Here is an 18581-nt window from a genome sequence, read left to right on the forward strand (position 1 = left end):
TCGAGCCGCAAGCACATCGCCCCGAGGTCGGGACGATGTCGTTTTTATGCTCGCCTAGTGCAACGACCGCTGCGCGGCCGCGTCGGCGTCGGCGGTGATCTCGCCCAGGAGGCCTTCGCCCTGGTCGGCTTCGAACAGTTCCTCCAGCTCCTTGCGCGCGTCCTTGGCCGATTGCAGCAGCGCGGCCTCGTCGTCGTGGACCAGGTACTGGGCGTTGAGCATGCGCTCGTCGTGTTCGCGGAAACGCTCGGTGTGGTCGCGCGCGACTTCCGGCGCCACGCCCAATGAGGTCAGCACGTGTTCGCCCAGCTTGAGGCTGGAATGGAAGGTCTCGCGGATCGGTTCGGCGCCCAGGTCCATCAGCTGCCAGGCATGCCGGCGATCGCGCGCGCGCGCGAACACCTTGGCGCGCGGGTACAGACGGCGCAGGGTGCGCACGGTGCGGATGTTGCCGTCGTGGTCGTCGATGGCGATCACGAACACATCGACCTGGGCGGCGCCGGCAGAACGCAGCAGCTCGGGGCGCGCCGGGTCGCCGTAATAGACCATGTTGCCGAAGCGGCGCATGAAGTCGACCTGGTCGGCGCTGTTCTCGATCGCGATGAACGGCACTTTGTGGGCCAGCAGCAGGCGCGCCACGATCTGGCCGAAGCGGCCCATGCCCGCGATCAGGACCTTGGGGTGGTTGTCGGGAATCTGGTCGAACTCGCGCTTGGGCTTGGCCTTGGGCGCGGCCGACAAGGCGCGCGAGATCGCGATCAGCAGCAACGGCGTCAACGCCATCGACACGCCGACCGCGGCGATCAAACGGTCGCGCGAGGGGTCGTCGAGCAGACCGGCGTTGACCGCTTCGTTGAACACGATGAAGGCGAACTCGCCGCCTAGCGACATCACCGCGGCCAGTTGCACCGATTCGCGACGGTCCAGGCCGCCCGGGTGCAGGCCGACGCCGAATAGCAGGGCGAACTTGACCAGCATCAGCACCGCCACCATCGCCGCGATCATCGCCGGCTCGGAGACCACGCGCTGCAGGTCGATGCTCATGCCCACGGCCATGAAGAACAGGCCCAGCAGCAAGCCCTTGAACGGGTCGATCTGCGATTCGAGCTCGTGGCGGAATTCCGAATCGGCCAGCAGCACGCCGGCGATGAAGGCGCCCAGGCCCGCGGACAGGCCGGCGATCTGCATCACCCAGGCCGCGCCCAGCACGGTCAACAGCGCCGCGCCGGTGAACACTTCCGGCATCTGGGTGCGCGCGACGATCCGGAACACGTGCCGCAGCAACACGCGGCCGCCGAAAATCACCGCACCGATCGCGCCGACCGCCTTGGCGATCGCGACCCATTCCATGCCGCCGCCCTGGACCGACGCGGCCTTGCCCAGCAGCGGAATCGCCGCCAGCAGCGGGATCGCGGCCAGGTCCTGGAACAGCAGGATCGCGAACGCGAGCCGGCCGTAGTCGCTGGTCAGTTCCTTGCGCTCGGACATCAGCTGCAGGCAGACCGCGGTCGAGGACAGGGCCAGGCCCACGCCCACCACCACCGCCGCCTTCCAGCCCAGGCCGCCGCCGAACATCGCGATCGCGCCCAGGGCCAGGCCGCTGAGCAGCACCTGCAGGCCGCCGGCGCCGAACACCGGCTTGCGCATCACCCGCAGACGCGAGGGCGACAGCTCCAGGCCGATCACGAACAACATCATCACCACGCCGATTTCCGACGCGGCCAGCACCGGTTCGGCGTTGCGGATCACCTTGACCCCGTAGGGGCCCAGCACCACGCCGGCGGCCAGGTAGCCCAGCACCGCGCCCAGTCCGAACTTGCGGAACACCGGCACCGCGATCACCGCGGCCAGCAGGAAGACCAGCGCAAGTTCCAGACCGCCGCTATGCATGCATCACCCTCGTCGCCCGCCAGATCGCCGCCATCCGCGACGCCTTCATCTTACCGACCGCGGCGGACGCGGTGGTGGCGCGTGGACGGGAAACAGCTTCCGCTCCAGCGGTCCAATCGGCGCGCCGCGATGGCGCGTCGCAGCAGGCTCGCGTCCGTGCGTTCTTGCGGCGAAACGGTGAACCCGATGCGCTAGAGGCCGCCCAGGCATTGCTAAGCTCGCAAGGCGCGCGGCCGCCACGGGCAGGAGCCTGGGCCGCGACGCATCCACGCTACATCCACAGGAGCTACACGATGCAAGGAAACTCCCTCCGGCGGACCGCGCTCGCGCTGTCCGTCCTGAGCCTGGCCGCCTCGGCCTGGGCCCAATCCCCACCGGCACCGCCCAAACCGCCGGTGGACTCGATCATGACCACGCGCGTCGACAGCGAGATCGCGATCGACCCCAGCGGCGCCCTGATCGACTACCGCAGCGAGACCCCGCTGCCCGACGACGTCAAGACCAGCCTGGAACGCCAGGTGCGCGCCTGGCGCTTCGAGCCGGTGCTGGTGCAGGGCAAGCCGGTCACCGCCAAGGCGCGCATGCGCGTGACCCTGGCCGCGCGCCAACTCGGCGAGGAGCGCTACGCGGTCACCGTCGACAACGTGACCTTCCCGGCCACCGGCTACGGCGTACTGCCCGATGCGCCGCCGGCCGCCGTCACGATCAGCAGCCGCAAGATCGTGGCGCCGTCCTATCCCGAAGGACTGGCGCGCGCACGCGTGGGCGGTGTGGTGCTGCTGTACCTGCGCCTGTCCGCGGACGGTCGCGTGCTCGAAGCGGCGCCGGTGCAGACCAGCCTGCTCAACGTCTACGGCAGCGACAAGGCCCTGGCCAAGGGCGTGGCGGCGCTGGAGCAGGCCACCGCGCGCGCCGCGCGCAGCTGGCAGTTCAACGTGCAGTTGCACACCGACCATCCCAGCGCGCGCGATCTCACCGTGAGCATGCCGGTGGAGTTCCAGGCCCCGGGCATGCGCGAGACCCGTCCGGGCCAGTGGCGCACCGAAGTGCGCGGCGCGCGCCGCGAACCGGCCTGGCTGCAAAGCGATGCCGGCAATCAGCGCATCGGCGTGTCCGATGTCGATGCCGGCGACGTGGTGCCCTTGGCCAGTGCAATCAAGCTGGCCAGCGAAGTGAAGGGCGTCGCGCTGTAAGCCATTGCGGCCGCCGGGCAGTGCGCCCGGCGGCCGTTGTTCACGCGGCGGTGGCGGCTACGCGACACGGGGATTTTCAATCCCCTGCTCCGCGACCGATCAACCCCGCCAGTCGCGGCAGGCCAACGGCGCGCGGACCCGCGCCTTAGCGTGCCGCGGGCTGCTGCTAGGTCACGCAATGCACCATGCCGCCCCATCGCGCGCGATCAGGAACAGCGCCGGGGTGGCGATACCGCGCTCGCGTCATTGCCGCAGCACGGTCAGCGCATCGCCATCGGGCAGTCCGCGATTGAGCACGAAGGCGTCGTAGGCGTGGGAGCGCACGAAGGACTCCGCGGGCGCCAGATCCGCAACCTCGTCCACCGCATGCCCATGCGCGCGCAGGCGGCCGGCGACGGTTGCGCGCGGATCGGCTTGGTCTTCGAGTACGAGCAATCGCATGCGCGCAGCTCACCGCCGCCGCCGCGATCGCCGCGCTGTCCGCCGCCGCCGTGCTATTACGTGCGCCTAATTGGGACGGCCGCAAAGGACAGCCTCGATGAGCGCCACGCACGCCTTGCGTCGCCGCCTGCGCGCGCTCGCGCTGACGGCCGGATGGATCGCCGCCGGCACCGCCGAGGCCCAGACCGGCTCCGGTTATTTCCGCTATGGCGATGCACGCCTGAGCCTGGCGCATGCGATCGCGGTGATCGAGGAGCCGTCCGATCAGACCGAGGAGCGCCGCACCCTGGTGTTCCTCAGCGCCAAGCCGCTGGACGCGGCCGCGGTCGCCGCCGCGTTCGACGCCATGGACGCGGTGCGCGAACAGGCGCCCGCGGGCGGTTACGTGCGCCTGTGCATCGCCGCCGACGGCAGCGAATGCGGTTTGTTCTATTCGCCCGAAGGCTTCAACAGCGGCGGCTACGGCGAACTCGCTCTGCAACGCAACGAGGCCGTGCGCATCGCCGGCCGCTGGCAGCTGGCCGAGGGCGATTTCCTCGGCACGCCCTACGATTTCGATCTGCGCTTCGACACGCCGATCGCGCCCGCGCCCGGCAGCGCCTTGCCGGCCGGCGGCGGCGCGCCCGGCGCGGCCTACAACGCCTGGCTGGAGGCCCTGGCCAAGGGCGACGTCGCCGCCCTGCGCCGCATGGGCGGCGAGGACGCGCGCTGGCGCTTCCCCGAGGACGATGCCGGCACGGTCAAGGAATTGCTGAAGTCCCTGCGCGACGGCGAGCCGCTGCAGGCGCGGATCGCGCGCGGCCGCCAGCACGGCGATCAGGCCGTGCTCTGGGTCGAGGGCGTGGATCGCGACGACATCCGCCGCCGCGGCCGCGTGCTGATGCGCCGCACCGCCGCCGGCTGGCAGCACGCCGAATCCGACCTCAGCAGCGTCGACGAGTAGGGCGGCCACGCCCCGATACGCCGGCCCAGGCCGGCGCCAGGCCCGACGTCGCCCCGCCCCGCGGGCGTTTTCCTTTCCGGACCGGATCGGCCGGATGCGGCGAACCCGCCTGGACCGCCCGGGCGCCTACCACACGCCCCCGAATTGCCCCGGTCATTCGACGGGCGCATGATTCAGCTTCGACCCTGGGCCGGAGTGCCCGAGGGTTGGTTCACCAGGAGCTAGTTCACCGGACAAGGAGTAAGTGCTAATGAATGCAGTAGTCGATTCGATTTCGGACGACAGCGGCACACGCGGCGGCAACGCCACGGTGGCCCGTCGTTGGTACGCGGGACAGGGTGCGCCGCAGGACCGCGCCCTCAACTACACGGCGCTGCTGCCCGCCGACGACGAATGGTCGCGCGATACCGTGCTGCGTGCGGTCGTCGCCGACGCCTTGCAGCGCAACGGCCAGGTCGTGGACGAGGACACCCTCGAAGCCACGGTGGCCTCGGTCTCGGGGCCTGGCGGCGCGCTCGCCCAGACCGCCCTGACCTGGAAGCTGTACCCCGGCGAGACCCGCGCCGACGGCCGCGTCTCGCCGCCGTTCCACGGTTACGCGGTGGAATTGCCGGCCACCCTGCAGACCTCGCTGGTCGGTTACGCCAAGAGCTGGTCGGCGCAACGCGACGCCAGCCCCGACGCGCCCGTCGATAAGCCGCTGGCCGAGCTCCAGCAGCTCGCCCAAAGCGGTGGGCACGCCGACGTGGCCCAGACCTTGGCCGCGCTGGAAGCCGCGATCAAGGCCGGCACCGCCGCCAGCCAGGCCGGACAGCCGGTGGACGCGGTGGCGATGGCGGCGGTGCTGCAGTTCGCCACCAGCACCGGGCGCGAACGCGAGGCGGCCAAGATCCTGGAGCGCTACAGCGCGATCAAGGGCGTGGCCAACGACGCCAAGGCCATCGGCCAGGACGCCGAGCGCGTGTTCAACGGCCGCGATCCGATCACCCGCAAGCCGCTGGACACCGACCGCCGCGTCGACGCCGCGTTCGACCTGCTCGGCAACGGCTTCAAGCTGGCCGGCGACGTCGGCCAGACCGCGCTGCTGCTGGGCGCACGCAACTCCGGCCTGGTCGGCGGCCTGATCGGCGTCGCCCCGGTGGGCGTGGCCATCGTCGCCTTCGCCGCCGGCGCGTATCAATTGATCAAGCACATCCGCGAAGAGATCCTCGCGCCACGCTGGGACGAGTTCCGCGAACGCTTCCCGTTCGCCGAAGGCCTGGAGCCGCGCAAGGCGATCAGCGGCGTGATGCGCCAGATCTCGGGCATGCCCACCGACGCCGGCAACGCCCTGTCCACCGCCACCCGCGTGCTCGATGCGATGGGCGAAAACCCGGAAACGCGCGAGCGCTTCCTGGCCTTCCTCAAGCAGAAGGTGCAGCCCGAGTCGCTGGTCGACATCCTCGCCTCCGGCCAGGGTCTGGAGCGCCTGAGCGCGCAACAGGCGGTCGATCTGGCCAAAGCCGCCAAGGGTTCGTCCAAGGAGTTCCTGGAACTGGAGCTGCAGGACGTCAAACGCTACGTGCGCGATCGCGACGGCGACCGCGAGCGCGGCACCTACCTGTTGCCCGCGGCCCAGCAGGAAGCGGCCAACCGCAATACCAACAAGGTCGGCGGCGCGGTCGATGAAGGCCTGCGCGTGGCCGGCGTGCTGACCAGCGGCGCGAACGCTTTGAACGGCATGTACAAGGACATGCTGGACAAGCTCAAGGGCGTCGATCCCGCGCAGGTCAAGCTCAACCCGCAACAGCAGCAGAACCTGGCCGCCGCGCTGGTGCCGGCCACCCGCGACGGCGGCCTGACCCAGGTCGATCACCTGTTCGCCAGCAAGGACGGCAGCAAGCTGTTCGCGGTCCAGGGCGATCCGGCCTCGGCCAACCGGCGCATGGTCTCGATCGACGTCGCGGCTGGCTCCAGCCAAAGCCTGGAAGTGAGCAGCCAGCTCGCCGCGCGCAACATGGCGGCCGGCGAAACCACCGCGCAGCAGACCACGCAGGGCGGCGGTCGCGGGCTGTAAGCGCGACGATCGGGCAATACGACGACGGCCCCGCACACGCGGGGCCGTTTTCTTTGAGGGCTGGCGGCAGAAACGAAAACGCCCCGCGGTGCGGGGCGTTTCGTTGACGGTTCGGGTCGCGCCTCAGCGCTTCATCGAACTGAAGAACTCGTCGTTGGACTTGGTGGTCTTCATCTTGTCCAGCAGGAATTCCATCGCGCCGATCTCGTCCATGCCGTGCAGCAGCTTGCGCAGGATCCAGATCTTCTGCAGCAGTTCCGGCTCGATCAGCAGATCCTCGCGGCGGGTGCCGGAGCGGTTGATGTTGATCGCGGGGTAGACGCGCTTTTCGGCGATGCGGCGGTCCAGGTGCACTTCCGAGTTGCCGGTGCCCTTGAACTCTTCATAGATCACCTCGTCCATCTTGCTGCCGGTGTCGATCAAGGCGGTGGCGATGATGGTCAGCGAGCCGCCTTCCTCGACGTTGCGCGCGGCGCCGAAGAAGCGCTTCGGGCGGTGCAGGGCGTTGGCGTCGACGCCGCCGGTCAGGACCTTGCCCGAGCTGGGCACGACGTTGTTGTAGGCGCGGGCCAGGCGGGTGATCGAGTCGAGCAGGATCACCACGTCCTTCTTGTGTTCGACCAGGCGCTTGGCGCGCTCGATCACCATCTCGGCGACCTGGACGTGGCGGCCGGCGGGTTCGTCGAAGGTCGAGGAGACCACTTCGCCGCGCACGGTGCGCTGCATTTCGGTCACTTCTTCCGGACGCTCGTCCACCAGCAGCACGATCAGGTGCACGTCAGGGTGGTTGTGGGTGATCGCGGTGGCGACCTGCTGCATCAGCATGGTCTTACCGGCCTTGGGCGGCGACACGATCAGGGCGCGCTGGCCCTTACCCTGCGGCGCCATCAGGTCGAGGATGCGGCCGGTGATGTCTTCGGTCGAACCATCGCCGCGCTCGAGGCGGAACTTGCGGCGCGGGAACAGCGGGGTCAGGTTCTCGAACAGGACCTTGTTCTTGGACGCTTCCAGCGGCTCGCCGTTGATGGTGTCGACGATGGACAGGGCGAAATAGCGTTCGCCGTCCTTGGGGAAGCGGATGCGGCCGGACAGGTGGTCGCCGGTGCGCAGGTTGAAGCGGCGGATCTGGCTGGGCGAGATATAGGTGTCGTCCGGGCCGGCCAGGTAGCTGGCCTCGGCCGCGCGCAGGAAGCCGAAGCCGTCGGGCAGGATTTCCAGCACGCCGTCGGCGGCGACGCCTTCGCCGTGGCGGGTCAGCACCTTGAGCAGGGCGAAAATCACGTCCTGCTTGCGGGCGCGGGCCACGCCTTCCTGAATGCTCAGCTGGTCGGCGATTTCGAGCAGCTTGGGCGCCGGCATGCGCTTGAGGTCGCCCAGGGAGTACTGCGGGAAGCCTTCCGGCACCTGCGGGTGCGGACGCGGGACGAAGTTCTCGCCGTTGCCGCCGTCGTTGGACATGCCTTCGTCGCGCGGACGGCCGCCACGGTCGCGATCGCGGTCGCGGCGGTTGCGGAAGCGGTCGCGGCGGTTGTTGTTGCCGCCGCGGTCGTTGTTGTAGCCGCCTTCGCCGCGTTGGGCGTTGCCGCCGTCGTTGCCGCCCTGCGGCGCGCCATCTGCGCCGGACGAGGCCGGTGCGGAGTCGCCAGAGTAGGGGGCAGAAGCGGCGGGGGCGGCCGGCGCGGGCGCCGGAGCGGCCGGCGGTGCGCTGGGCGCAGGAGCGGGAGCGGACGGGCTGGCGGCTGCAGGAGCGGCGTCGGCTTTGGCGACACGCGGCTTACGCACGCGCTTTTCGGCGATATCGCCAGCGTCGGGGGTGTTATCGGACAAGCAGGGATTCCTCGCTAAGGGCGAGCGCTCGCAGGCAGCGAGCGGGACGTCGGGGACGTGGGTGGATGATGGTTTTGCGAGAAGGGGTGCGGCGCTGCCAGTGCTACGGTTCGGCGCCGGGTGCTGCGAAACTAGCACTGCTGTTGCGCGGCGGCAAGCGTTATGGGGCCTGCCGTTCACGTTGCCGGGCGAGCCGGCGACCTACGCCCGGCGTGGGCGGGCGTAGGCGGGGGCGATCAGATCGCCTTGTCGATCATCTGGGTCAGCAGCGACTTGATGTTCGGCGGGGCGCCGAGCTGGCTGGAATGGACCTGGCCGTCCTTGAACATCAGCAGCATCGGGATGCTGCGCACGTTGTAGCGAACCCCCAGCGACGGGAACTCCTGCACGTCGACCTTCACGACCTTGGCCTTGCCTTCGTACTGGTCGGCGAGCTGTTCGACGATCGGCCCGATCGCCTTGCAGGGGCCGCACCAGGGGGCCCAGAAGTCGACCAGGACGGGTTCGGACGACTGCAGCACGGTGGCATCGAAGTCGGAATCGCCAGCATGCAGAACTTTTTCGCTCACGGGGATGATCTCCTGCGGGGGTACGCGCCCGTACGGAACGGGCTCATATTGAATGGTATCCCCGGGCGGGCCGTGCCGGGCGGGGGCTTACTGTAAACTGGGGCGTTTCGCGGCACCTTCAAGGGCTGCGCCACGGCCTCTTCCAGAGGCAGAACGTCGGGTCGGCCATGGGGTCTGCCCGGCCCCGGCAGTCTGCTTCGCCGACGCCACCCACGCAAGCGCAGTTCTGCGCGCGGACCCTTAAGACGCATGAGCGACAAGCCTTTAACCGATATCACGTTTTCCTCGTTCGAACTGCATCCCAGCCTGCTCGCCGGCCTCGAAGCCGCCGGCTTCTCGCGCTGCACGCCGATCCAGGCGCTGACCCTGCCGATCACGCTGACCGGGCGCGATGTCGCCGGCCAGGCCCAGACCGGTACCGGCAAGACGCTGGCCTTCCTGGTCACCGTCATCAACCGCCTGTTGACCAGCCCGGCCCTGGCCGAGCGCAAGCCCGAGGATCCGCGCGCGCTGATCCTGGCCCCGACCCGCGAACTGGCGATCCAGATCCATAAGGACGCGGTCAAGTTCGGTTCCGAGCTGGGCCTGAAGTTCGCCCTGGTCTACGGCGGCGTCGACTACGACAAGCAGCGCGAGCTGCTGCAGAAGGGCGCCGACGTCATCATCGCCACGCCCGGCCGCCTGATCGACTACGTCAAGCAGCACAAGGTGGTGTCGCTGCACGCCTGCGAAATGTGCGTGCTCGACGAAGCCGACCGCATGTTCGACCTGGGCTTCATCAAGGACATCCGCTTCCTGCTGCGTCGCATGCCGATCCGCACCGAGCGCCAGACCTTGCTGTTCTCGGCCACCTTGAGCCACCGCGTGCTCGAGCTGGCCTACGAGCACATGAACGAGCCCGAGAAGATCGTCGTCGAGACCGAGTTCATCACCGCGGCCAAGGTGCGCCAGAAGGTGTACTTCCCGTCCGACGAGGAAAAGATCCCGCTGCTGCTGGGCCTGCTGTCGCGCTCCGAGGGCGCGCGCACCATGGTGTTCGTCAACACCAAGGTCTGGGTCGAGCGCGTGGCGCGTTCGCTGGAGCGCGGCGGCTACCGGGTCGGCGTGCTGTCCGGCGACGTGCCGCAGAAGAAGCGCGAGTCGCTGCTCAACAAGTTCCAGAAGGGCCAGCTCGAGATCCTGGTCGCCACCGACGTGGCCGCCCGCGGCCTGCACATCGACGGCGTCAGCCACGTCTACAACTACGACCTGCCGTTCGATGCCGAGGACTACGTCCACCGCATCGGCCGCACCGCGCGCCTGGGCGCCGAGGGCGACGCGATCAGCTTCGCCTGCGAGCGCTACGCGATGAGCCTGCCGGACATCGAAAGCTACATCGAGCAGAAGCTGCCGGTGGCCACGGTCGACGCCGACCTGCTGGTCGCGCTGCCGCGCAAGCCGCGCGAAGTGCCGGCGGGCGAGGAAGGCGAGGAGAACGAAAGCATCGGCGCGATCTTCAAGGAAGCGCGCGAGCAGCGCGCCGCCGACGAAGAACGCCGTGGCGGCGGTCGCAGCGGCAGCCGCAGCGGCGGTTCGCGCGACGGTGGCCGTCGCGAGGGAGGCCCGCGCCGCGAAGGTTCGCGCAGCGAGCGTCCGCGTCGCGAAGCCGGCGCCGCCGCACCCGCGGCCGAGGGCGCCGCACCGCGTCCGCCGCGTCCCGAGCGCAAGCCGCGTCCGGAAACCGAGGCCGCTGCGGTCGCCACCGCTCCGGCGGCGGTCGAGGGCGAGCACGCGCCGCGCAAGCGGCGTCGCCGTCGCGGCGGTCGCCGCATCGAGGGCGCCGAGGGCGCGACGGCCCAGACCGCCCCGGTCGCCGCGACCAAGGCGGCACCGGCGGCGAAGTCCGGCCCCGCCAAACCGGCTCCGGCGGGCGAGGGCGAGGCCAAGCCCGGCGGTTTGCTCAGCCGCATCGGCCGCGGCCTGAAGTCGCTGGTCACGCGCGCGCCGCGCTCGCAGCACTGAGGCGGACGGGCCGCAGGCCCGTGCCGTCGAACGATACGGGCGCCCTGGGGCGCCCGTTTTCGTTGCGTCCGAGCGTGCCGCGATCGGTCGCGATGACCTAAGCGGGCTCGGTGCGCCCGGTTTCAGAGCGCCCGGTTGAGGAACACGGTCCAGGTGTTGGGCGCGGTTTCCAGCAGCTGGAACACGTCCAGATCGCCATCGCTGTCGACGTCGAGCAACTGGAATTGATTGCCGTAGTTCGGCGGCGGCGGCCAGCCGACCCCGAAGGCGCCGCCCAGGTTGGGCCAGGGCGCGAACACACCGCCGCCGCCCGGTTCGAAGTGGGTGCGGCGGCCGGCGCCGGCGGCGCTGCACCAGATCGTCAGGCGCCAGTTCGGCGGCGCGCTGCCCCAGGACGGGAAGACGATGAAGCGGGCGTTGCCGTAGCCGGTGGAGCCGGCCGGGCAACCGATGGTGCCGATGTTGAGCGGCGGGTCGTACTGCTCGGCGCGGGCGCTCTGGCTGTGCAAGCCCAAGGCCAGGGCCAGGGCGAACGCGATTTGTAGCCGGGTGGTTTGCATATTCTTCTCCTTAAGAATGAAAGCCGGAACCGAACGCCAGCCGGTATCGACTGGCCGGCGACGGTGGTCGATCGTGGTGCCTTCCTTGTTGCACGACGTCAGGGCGCTGCCGGGCCTGAAGCGAGTGCTGCGGGAACGGTGCGCGCGCCGGCGTTGCGCCGGCGACCGTTGCGGCTGGCCGACCGGCGCGTCGCGCCCGCAGTGAGCCGGGAAGGTCGTGGAGCGGGGCGTCGACGACCCCGCCGTTGCGACCGAGTCGTCCCTGCCGACCGCAGGGCCACGCTAGTGCAAGCCCGCGCCGGGAAACGTGATGTGTTCTCGCGAATCGCGCATCTGCGATACTTCCGCCATGACCGTACTGCGCTTCGACAACGTCAGTAAACGCTACAGCAGCGGCCACGAGGCGCTGAGCGAAGTCAGCTTCGAGGTAGCCCCCGGCGAGATGCTGTTCGTGACCGGCCATTCCGGCGCCGGCAAGAGCACGCTGCTGAAGCTGATCCACCTCAGCGAGCGGCCCAGCCGCGGCGCGGTGCTGTTCGGCGAGAAGAACCTGCTCAAGGTGCGCGGCCGCCGCGTCGCCCTGCACCGGCGCGACATCGGCGTGGTCTACCAGGACCATCGCCTGCTCGCCGATCGCAGCGTCGCCGACAACGTCGGCCTGCCGCTGCTGCTACGCGGCCTGCGCCGCGGCGATATCGCCAAGCGCGTGCGCGCGGTGCTGGAAAAGGTCGGCCTGGCCACGCGCGAGCGTGCGCTGCCGGGCGAGCTGTCGGCCGGCGAGCAACAGCGCGTCGGCATCGCCCGCGCGATCGTCGGCGAACCGCGTCTGCTGGTGGCCGACGAACCCACCGGCAACCTCGACCCGACCCTGTCGGCCGAGATCCTGGCCCTGTTCGCCTCGCTGCCCGAGCGCGGCACCAGCGTGCTCGTCGCCAGCCACGACCTCAGCCTGGTCAAGCGCATGCGCAAGCGCGTGCTGGTCTTGAATCAGGGGCGCCTGGTCGACGACATCTCGCCGGAGGATCTGGCCGAATGAACGCCAAAGCCGCCGCGCCCTCCGATTCGCGTTCGCGCCTGGGCACCTGGGTCGATCACCACGTCTACAGTCTGGTCGCCAGCCTGGGCCGCATGCTGCGCAAGCCCTGGTCGACCGCGCTCACCGTCGGCGTGATGGCGGTGGCGCTGGCCCTGCCGCTGGGCCTGTGGGCGGCGCTGGCCAACATCGAACGCTTCACCGGCGACGTCGAGCAATCGCGCCAGATCGCGCTGTTCCTCAAGCCCGGTCTCGCCGCCGAACGCGCCAGCGCGCTCGCCGACGAATTGCGCGCGCGTCGCGACATCGCCGCGATCGAATTGCGTACGCCCGAACAAGGCCTGGCCGAGCTGCGCGAAAAGAGCGGCCTGGGCGAGGCGATCGGCACTCTGGAAGGCAATCCGCTGCCCAGCCTGCTGCTGATCACCCCCAGGGGCGACGAGCTGCTGCTGGCCGAATCGCTCAAGGCCCTGCCCGACGCCGATCTGGTCCAGCACGATGCCGGGTGGCGACAGCGTCTGGACGGCTGGCTGCGCTTCGGCAGCCGCCTGGCCTGGGTGCTGGCGGCGCTGCTGGGTCTGGGCACGCTGCTGGTGGTCGGCAACACCGTGCGGCTGGACATCCAGTCGCGGCGCGAGGAGATCGGCGTGCTGCAACTGCTGGGCGCGACCGACGGATTCATCCGGCGCCCGTTCCTGTACCTGGGCGCGTGCTACGGCCTGGCCGCGGGCGCGCTGGCCTTGGCCCTGCTGACCGCCGCCGACTTCGCCCTGCGCGAGCCGCTGGCCGAACTCGCGCGCAGCTACGGCAGCGCATTCGCCCTGCACGGCTTCGATCTGCGCTACGCCGCGGCGATCGTCGTCGGCGCGGCGGTGCTGGGCTGGTTGGGCGCGGGGCTGGTGACCGGGCATTACCTGCGCCAGACCCGGCCCACCGACACCTGAGCGGCGCGGTCGCCGTAGACGATCTGGCCGGGACGGAACGCGAGACTCGGAATCCGTAGCCGTTCGCGCCTAAACTCGGACTCCCTTGCGCCGTCGTCGATAGCGACCCGATCCGTCCCGCATGCATAGCCACGATCTACGCCATTTCGACAACGCCGCCCCCCGGGTGATGGTGGTCGACGGTTCCAAACTGGTGCGCAAGCTCATCGGCGACGTGCTCGCGCGCGAGCTGCCCAATGTCGAGGTCGTGCCCTGCGGCAGCATCGCCGAGGCGCGCGCGGCGCTGGACGGCGGCGCGGTCGATCTGGTGACGACCTCGCTGGTGTTGCCCGATGGCGATGGCATCGGCCTGGCGCGCAGCGTGCGCGAAGCCGGCGGCCAGGCCTACGTGCCGGTGATCGTGGTTTCGGGCGATGCCCAGGCCCATCTGGAGTCGCGCAGCTTCACCGAGGACGTCACCGACTATTTCGACAAGGCATTGGGTCACAGCGCGCTCGCGGCCTTCATTCGCGGCTACGTGCAGCCCGAGCCGATCCCGGGCGCGCGCGTGCTCTACGTCGAGGACAGCCGCGTGGTCGCGGTGGCGACCAAGCGCATGCTCGAACGCCACGGCCTGCAGGTGCTGCATTTCATCGGCGTCGAAGAAGCGCTGGAGTATCTGGAAACCCACCGCGGCGCCGAGGACGTCGGCGCCGATCTGGTGCTGACCGACGTCTATCTGAAAGGCGCGCTCAGCGGCAACGACCTGCTCGAGCGCCTGCGCCAGGACTTCAAGTACGGCAAGCGCCGTCTGCCGGTGCTGGTGATGACCGGCGACGCCAACCGCCACAACCAGAGCGAGCTGCTGCGCGCCGGCGCCAACGACCTGGTGCTCAAGCCGATCGAAGAGCGCCTGCTGGTCACCAAGACCTTGTTCCAGCTGCGCCTGGCACGACTGCCCGAGCGCGCATCCTCATGAACGGCGACAGCGGCGAGCGGGTCAAGCTGGAGCCGTCGTGGAAAGCGCGCGTCGGCGATTGGTTCGAGCGCGAGGACATGCGCGCGCTGTCGGCGTTCCTGCGCGAACGCAAGGCGGCCGGCGCCCGCATCTATCCGCCGGGCCCGCAGATCTTCGCCGCTTTCGACGCCACCCCGTTCGATCAGGTCAAGGTGGTCGTGCTCGGCCAGGATCCGTACCACGGGCCGGGCCAGGCCCACGGCCTGTGCTTCTCGGTGCAGCCGGGCGTGACGGTTCCGCCGTCGCTGGAGAACATCTACAAGGAAATCCACCGCGACCTGGGCCTGGCGCGTCCCGACCACGGTTACCTGATGGCGTGGGCACGCCAGGGCGTGCTGCTGCTCAACGCGGTGCTGACGGTCGAGGAGAGCCGCGCCGGCAGCCATCAGGGCAAGGGCTGGGAAGGCTTCACCGACCACGTCGTGGATACCCTCAACCGCGAACGCGAGGGGCTGGTGTTCCTGCTCTGGGGCAGCTACGCCCAGGCCAAGGGCAAGGTGATCGACGCGCGCCGCCATCGCGTGCTCAAGGCGCCGCACCCCTCGCCGCTGTCGGCCCATCGCGGCTTCATGGGCTGCGGGCATTTCTCGGCCGTCAACGACTACCTGAGCCGGCAGGGCCTGGCCGCGATCGACTGGTCGTTGCCGCCGCGCAGCGCGCTCTGATCGCCTCGCCGCGCCGCAAAAAAATCGCCCCGACCTAGGCCGGGGCTCAAAAGACAGCTACTCAGCGTCGATACCGGTGGCGAGGCTCGCGTCTTACTGCAGCGGCGGCACCTAGGAAGTGCCACGAATTCCGCTCAGCTAGGCCGCGTGGCCTGGATGTGTCGTTCGCTACGCTTGCGAGCGCCCGACCATGCCCGTGCCGATTGCAATCGGCACGCATAATTCTCACCGCAAGACTAATTGTCCAGATCGGAGAATTGCAAGCCGTTTCGACAAATATGTGAGGCTAAATTGTGCATTCCGTCAATAAACCGGGTCCGGCGGCAAGCGCGGCCGGGATCCGGGCGGCTCCGCACCCGCCTCGGGTCTAGTCGTTCGTCGCCATCAGGGCTTCGATGACGCTCTGATCGTCGTCGGTCGCGGCCACCGCCATCACCGTGGCGGCGTCGGAATCGGGCCCGATCACATACGCGTGACCCATGTTGGAGTCGATGTAGACCGACTCGCCTTCCTCCAGGGTCAGCGGATCGTAGAACTCGGTGTGCAGCACCACCGTGCCCTTGAGGACGTAGATGAACTCCTCGCCGGCATGGCGCAGGAACGGGCCGAACTCTTCCAGGCTACGCGCGCGCAGGTTCGCCACGCTCGGCACCATGCGCTTGCGGCGCAGTTCCGGGCATAGATAGAAGTATTCGTAGTTCTTGGAGTCGATGCGCACCGCATCGCTGACCCGGCCGATGCTGCGGCGTGCGGTCACCGCCGGCACGCTGGCGTCCTCGCTTTCGGCGAACAGTTCCGACATGCGGATGTTCAAGCGCTCGCTGAGCTGCTGCAGGCGGTCGTAGGTCAGCGACAGACGGTCGTGCTCGATCTTGGACAGGGTGGATAACGGAATCCCGGAGCGTTCGCTCATCTGCTTCAACGTCCATTTGTTGCGCGCGCGCAGCGAACGCAACAGGCCGCCGATGGTCGGGTGAGACGACTTCATGGGATGTGGGTCTCCGCAAGCATGGAAACGGTACCAATTGCCTTGAATCGAAGCGGGAGACGCAAACGCCGCGTCGGGACGGGCAAAAGGTTCAGCTTGTGAAAAATACACAAGACTGGTGCAAAAAGTCAGCCTAACTTGTTGCTGGACCGTGATTTTCCGATTTGGAACACGGTCTTCACATTGTTCGTCTTGTGCCTCGCAATCTCAAGTGCTTGCGTGCATTGCGTGTGCGCGGATGGAGAGCCCAGGCGCATGGTCGAGCCTCTGTACGCAGCCAAAAGCCATCAATTTAGAGCCTCCAGTGGGCATTAAGTGTGCCTGTTCGCGCCAGGCGTCCGCCCCGATCGTGGCCCTGTCCCTGTAGCGGGCGTGCCCCGCGATGTCCTCTGTGGCCGCGCTTCCGCGATCCATATCAACGGACCCGGTCCGGATGCGGCGCGATTGGGCTGAGCAGGAGAAAGATTTGGTGGCTTAGATGTGCCGCCCCCGCCCAGCCGAAGCCCAGCGCCCCGGACATCGGTAGCCGCACCACCGATGTGCCAGGTCCGCTGCTGCAACCGATGTGCGCCGGTTTTGGCCAAGTCTTTACCGCTGCGGCGGGGGCGGAAGCCGTTCGGTACCTGCGCTGTTAAGGACGTTTTGAGTCACAAAGTGACGCTGAAGGTCCTAAAAATTGTGAAAGAACGCCCGAAATAAAACGGATCCGGGACTGGGACCGTTTTCTTATTGGCATGGTAATTGCCTATACAATCCTGATTGGGACAAAAAAATCCCATTAAGGGAACTGGCGCAGCTCGATGGCTCGGATGGCCGCTCGGGGGTGTTGGCGGTGGGTACGAGGCTGAAATGGTTCAGGGGGAGTGCAACGTGGCTGCAGACATCAATCGAGCGCTGACGGTAGTCGGTCGCTGCTTTCGCAAGTCGCTGCTGCTCCTGCTGCTGGGGGCGGTCTCGCTGCCCGCGTTGGCTCAGAACGCCGTCAACACCGCCACGGTCACGCCGCCCACCGGCGTGCAGAACCCAGGCACGCTGTGCACCAGCACCAATGGCGCGGCCAACTTCAACAGCACCACCGGCGTCTGCACCGCGACCGACAGCGATCCGATCCAGCGCAACATCACCCTGACCAAGGCCTGGACCAACGCGCTCGCCGGCGACGCGGTCAGCCTCACCATCACCGGCGCCACCGGCGCCGTCGCGGGTTCCTCCACCGCGCCGTCCACCACCACCAACGCCACGGCCACCGCCGGCGGTGGCGTCACCGTCACGCTGACCGAAGCCTTCACCACCGGCGCCGCGACCAACTACACCACCACCCTGGCCTGCGTCCGCGCGCTCGACAGCGCCCCGGTCACCGTGACCGGCACCGGTCTGAGCCGCACCATCACCATGCCCGCCGATAGTGCGGTCACCTGTACCTACACCAATGCGCGCATCGCGCAGCAGTTGAACCTGGCCAAGAGCTGGGCGGCGGGCAGCGTGAGCGGCCACACCGCCTCGGCCACCACCACCGGCGGCACGAACAACCCGACCTTCAGCGCGACCGCGCCGACCAACGCCACCGGCACGGCCGTGACCGTGTTCGCGGGCGACGTCGTCACCCTGCCGGCCGAAACCTTCGGCGGCGGTGCCACCGCATCCACCTACACCAGCACCGTGGCTTGCGCCGGCGGTAGCACCCTGGCCAGCGGCGCCACCGGTCGTACCCTCACGATCGGCGCCAGCGCCACCGCGACCACCTGTACCTACACCAATACGCCGAACAATTTCGGCGTGACGCTGTCCAAGACCTGGACCAACGCGCTCGCCGGCAATGCGGTCAGCCTGACCGTCAGCGGCGCCAGCGTGACCGGCGCCACTGGTGGCACGTCGACCGCGCCGTCGACCACCACCAATGCGACCGCGCAGGCGACCNCGGTCAGCCTGACCGTCAGCGGCGCCAGCGTGACCGGCGCCACTGGTGGCACGTCGACCGCGCCGTCGACCACCACCAATGCGACCGCGCAGGCGACCGCCGGCTCCACGGTGACCCTGGCCGAAGCCTTCACCACGGGCGCCGCCACCAACTACACCACCACCCTGGTGTGTACGGATGCGAGCAGCAACCCGGTGACCGTGACCGGGACCGGCCTGAGCCGCACCATCACCATGCCGGGCAGCGCGGTCACCTGTACCTACACCAATGCGCGTATCGCCCAGCAGCTGAACCTGGCCAAGAGCTGGGCAGCGGGCAGCGTGAGCGGCCACACCGCGTCGGCCACCACCACTGGCGGTACCAACAACCCGACCTTCAGCGCGACCGCGCCGACCAACACCACCGGCACGGCCGTGACCGTGTTCGCGGGCGACGTCGTCACCCTGCCGGCTGAAACCTTCGGCGGCGGCGCGACTGCATCCACCTACACCAGCACCGTGGCCTGCGCCGGCGGCAGCACCCTGGCCAGCGGCGCCACCGGTCGTACCCTCACGAT

Annotated in this window: 14 protein-coding genes and 1 pseudogene; 9 read left to right on the forward strand and 6 right to left on the reverse strand. The window is 68.9% G+C overall.

All coding sequences use genetic code 11. The features are described from left to right. Nucleotides 1-54 precede the first annotated feature (54 nt). Entirely contained in the window at nt 55-1890 is a 1836-nt protein-coding gene (locus ASE43_RS08335; RefSeq protein ID WP_056177861.1) for a monovalent cation:proton antiporter-2 (CPA2) family protein, read from the reverse strand. Between the two features lie 293 nt (nt 1891-2183). Between ASE43_RS08335 and ASE43_RS08340 the strand changes: the two genes are divergently transcribed. Continuing rightward, entirely contained in the window at nt 2184-3083 is a 900-nt protein-coding gene (locus ASE43_RS08340; protein ID WP_157499772.1) for a hypothetical protein, read from the forward strand. A gap of 243 nt (nt 3084-3326) precedes the next feature. Here the strand turns inward: ASE43_RS08340 and ASE43_RS08345 are convergent, their stop codons facing one another. Beyond that, nucleotides 3327-3524, reverse strand: a complete 198-nt coding sequence (locus tag ASE43_RS08345) for a hypothetical protein (RefSeq protein WP_057160135.1) — start codon at nt 3522-3524, stop codon at nt 3327-3329. 97 nt (nt 3525-3621) lie between these two features. Here ASE43_RS08345 and ASE43_RS08350 point away from each other — a divergent pair, with 97 nt between their 5' ends. Both ASE43_RS08350 and ASE43_RS08355 read left to right on the forward strand, forming a co-directional pair. Then, nucleotides 3622-4467 carry a hypothetical protein gene (locus tag ASE43_RS08350; RefSeq protein WP_057160136.1) on the forward strand — a complete coding sequence of 282 codons (846 nt, stop codon included), beginning with the start codon at nt 3622-3624 and terminating at the stop codon, nt 4465-4467. 250 nt (nt 4468-4717) lie between these two features. Beyond that, the gene (locus tag ASE43_RS08355) at nt 4718-6523 is read left to right on the forward strand and encodes an XVIPCD domain-containing protein (RefSeq protein ID WP_057160137.1); all 1806 of its coding nucleotides are present in this window, start codon (nt 4718-4720) and stop codon (nt 6521-6523) included. 123 nt (nt 6524-6646) lie between these two features. Here the strand turns inward: ASE43_RS08355 and rho are convergent, their stop codons facing one another. Together rho and trxA are read right to left on the reverse strand one after the other, a co-directional pair. Further along, nucleotides 6647-8350, reverse strand: a complete 1704-nt coding sequence (rho, locus tag ASE43_RS08360) for a transcription termination factor Rho (protein WP_056177870.1) — start codon at nt 8348-8350, stop codon at nt 6647-6649. 236 nt (nt 8351-8586) lie between these two features. Continuing rightward, complete coding sequence (trxA, locus tag ASE43_RS08365; protein WP_056177872.1) at nt 8587-8919, reverse strand: thioredoxin; 333 nt, start codon at nt 8917-8919, stop codon at nt 8587-8589. A gap of 249 nt (nt 8920-9168) precedes the next feature. Here trxA and rhlB point away from each other — a divergent pair, with 249 nt between their 5' ends. After that, on the forward strand, nt 9169-10920 hold the full coding sequence (gene rhlB / locus ASE43_RS08370) for an ATP-dependent RNA helicase RhlB (RefSeq protein WP_057160138.1): 1752 nt from the start codon (nt 9169-9171) through the stop codon (nt 10918-10920). 122 nt (nt 10921-11042) lie between these two features. Here rhlB and ASE43_RS08375 read toward each other — a convergent pair whose 3' ends face one another. After that, nucleotides 11043-11480, reverse strand: coding sequence for a hypothetical protein (locus ASE43_RS08375; RefSeq protein ID WP_057160139.1), 438 nt, complete (start codon nt 11478-11480; stop codon nt 11043-11045). 349 nt (nt 11481-11829) lie between these two features. On the opposite strand from ASE43_RS08375, the gene ftsE reads away from it, so the two are divergent. The 4 genes from ftsE to ung all read left to right on the forward strand — a co-directional run bounded on the left by ftsE (nt 11830) and on the right by ung (nt 15119). Continuing rightward, complete coding sequence (ftsE, locus tag ASE43_RS08380) at nt 11830-12516, forward strand: cell division ATP-binding protein FtsE (protein WP_057160140.1); 687 nt, start codon at nt 11830-11832, stop codon at nt 12514-12516. After that, complete coding sequence (gene ftsX, locus ASE43_RS08385) at nt 12513-13457, forward strand: permease-like cell division protein FtsX (protein WP_057160141.1); 945 nt, start codon at nt 12513-12515, stop codon at nt 13455-13457. Before ftsE ends, ftsX begins: the two co-directional genes overlap by 4 nt. 121 nt (nt 13458-13578) lie before the next feature. Further along, on the forward strand, nt 13579-14415 hold the full coding sequence (locus tag ASE43_RS08390; RefSeq protein ID WP_056177881.1) for a response regulator: 837 nt from the start codon (nt 13579-13581) through the stop codon (nt 14413-14415). Next, a complete protein-coding gene (gene ung, locus ASE43_RS08395) occupies nt 14412-15119 on the forward strand; it encodes a uracil-DNA glycosylase (protein WP_057160142.1) in 708 nt (235 codons plus the stop codon). The genes ASE43_RS08390 and ung overlap by 4 nt, the downstream gene beginning before the upstream one ends. A 367-nt stretch (nt 15120-15486) precedes the next feature. Here the strand turns inward: ung and ASE43_RS08400 are convergent, their stop codons facing one another. Further along, nucleotides 15487-16107, reverse strand: coding sequence for an XRE family transcriptional regulator (locus ASE43_RS08400; RefSeq protein ID WP_056177885.1), 621 nt, complete (start codon nt 16105-16107; stop codon nt 15487-15489). An 870-nt stretch (nt 16108-16977) separates the two neighbouring features. Between ASE43_RS08400 and ASE43_RS22545 the strand changes: the two are divergent. After that, nucleotides 16978-18024, forward strand: a pseudogene (locus ASE43_RS22545) (hypothetical protein); the annotation flags it as partial. Nucleotides 18025-18581: the final 557 nt, after the last annotated feature.

Source organism: Lysobacter sp. Root983, assembly GCF_001429345.1.
In the GTDB taxonomy this organism is placed as follows: Bacteria; Pseudomonadota; Gammaproteobacteria; order Xanthomonadales; family Xanthomonadaceae; genus Lysobacter.

Excerpts from the sequence above, each read along its gene's own strand:
- ASE43_RS08355 (WP_057160137.1), top strand. The coding sequence starts at position 4,718 with ATGAATGCAGTAGTCGATTCGATTTCGGACGACAGCGGCACACGCGGC.
- ASE43_RS08375 (WP_057160139.1), bottom strand. The coding sequence starts at position 11,480 with ATGCAAACCACCCGGCTACAAATCGCGTTCGCCCTGGCCCTGGCCTTG.
- ftsX (WP_057160141.1), top strand. The coding sequence starts at position 12,513 with ATGAACGCCAAAGCCGCCGCGCCCTCCGATTCGCGTTCGCGCCTGGGC.
- ASE43_RS08335 (WP_056177861.1), bottom strand. The coding sequence starts at position 1,890 with ATGCATAGCGGCGGTCTGGAACTTGCGCTGGTCTTCCTGCTGGCCGCG.
- ung (WP_057160142.1), top strand. The coding sequence starts at position 14,412 with ATGAACGGCGACAGCGGCGAGCGGGTCAAGCTGGAGCCGTCGTGGAAA.
- ftsE (WP_057160140.1), top strand. The coding sequence starts at position 11,830 with ATGACCGTACTGCGCTTCGACAACGTCAGTAAACGCTACAGCAGCGGC.
- ASE43_RS08350 (WP_057160136.1), top strand. The coding sequence starts at position 3,622 with ATGAGCGCCACGCACGCCTTGCGTCGCCGCCTGCGCGCGCTCGCGCTG.
- ASE43_RS08340 (WP_157499772.1), top strand. The coding sequence starts at position 2,184 with ATGCAAGGAAACTCCCTCCGGCGGACCGCGCTCGCGCTGTCCGTCCTG.
- ASE43_RS08400 (WP_056177885.1), bottom strand. The coding sequence starts at position 16,107 with ATGAAGTCGTCTCACCCGACCATCGGCGGCCTGTTGCGTTCGCTGCGC.
- ASE43_RS08390 (WP_056177881.1), top strand. The coding sequence starts at position 13,579 with ATGCATAGCCACGATCTACGCCATTTCGACAACGCCGCCCCCCGGGTG.
- ASE43_RS08345 (WP_057160135.1), bottom strand. The coding sequence starts at position 3,524 with ATGCGATTGCTCGTACTCGAAGACCAAGCCGATCCGCGCGCAACCGTC.
- rhlB (WP_057160138.1), top strand. The coding sequence starts at position 9,169 with ATGAGCGACAAGCCTTTAACCGATATCACGTTTTCCTCGTTCGAACTG.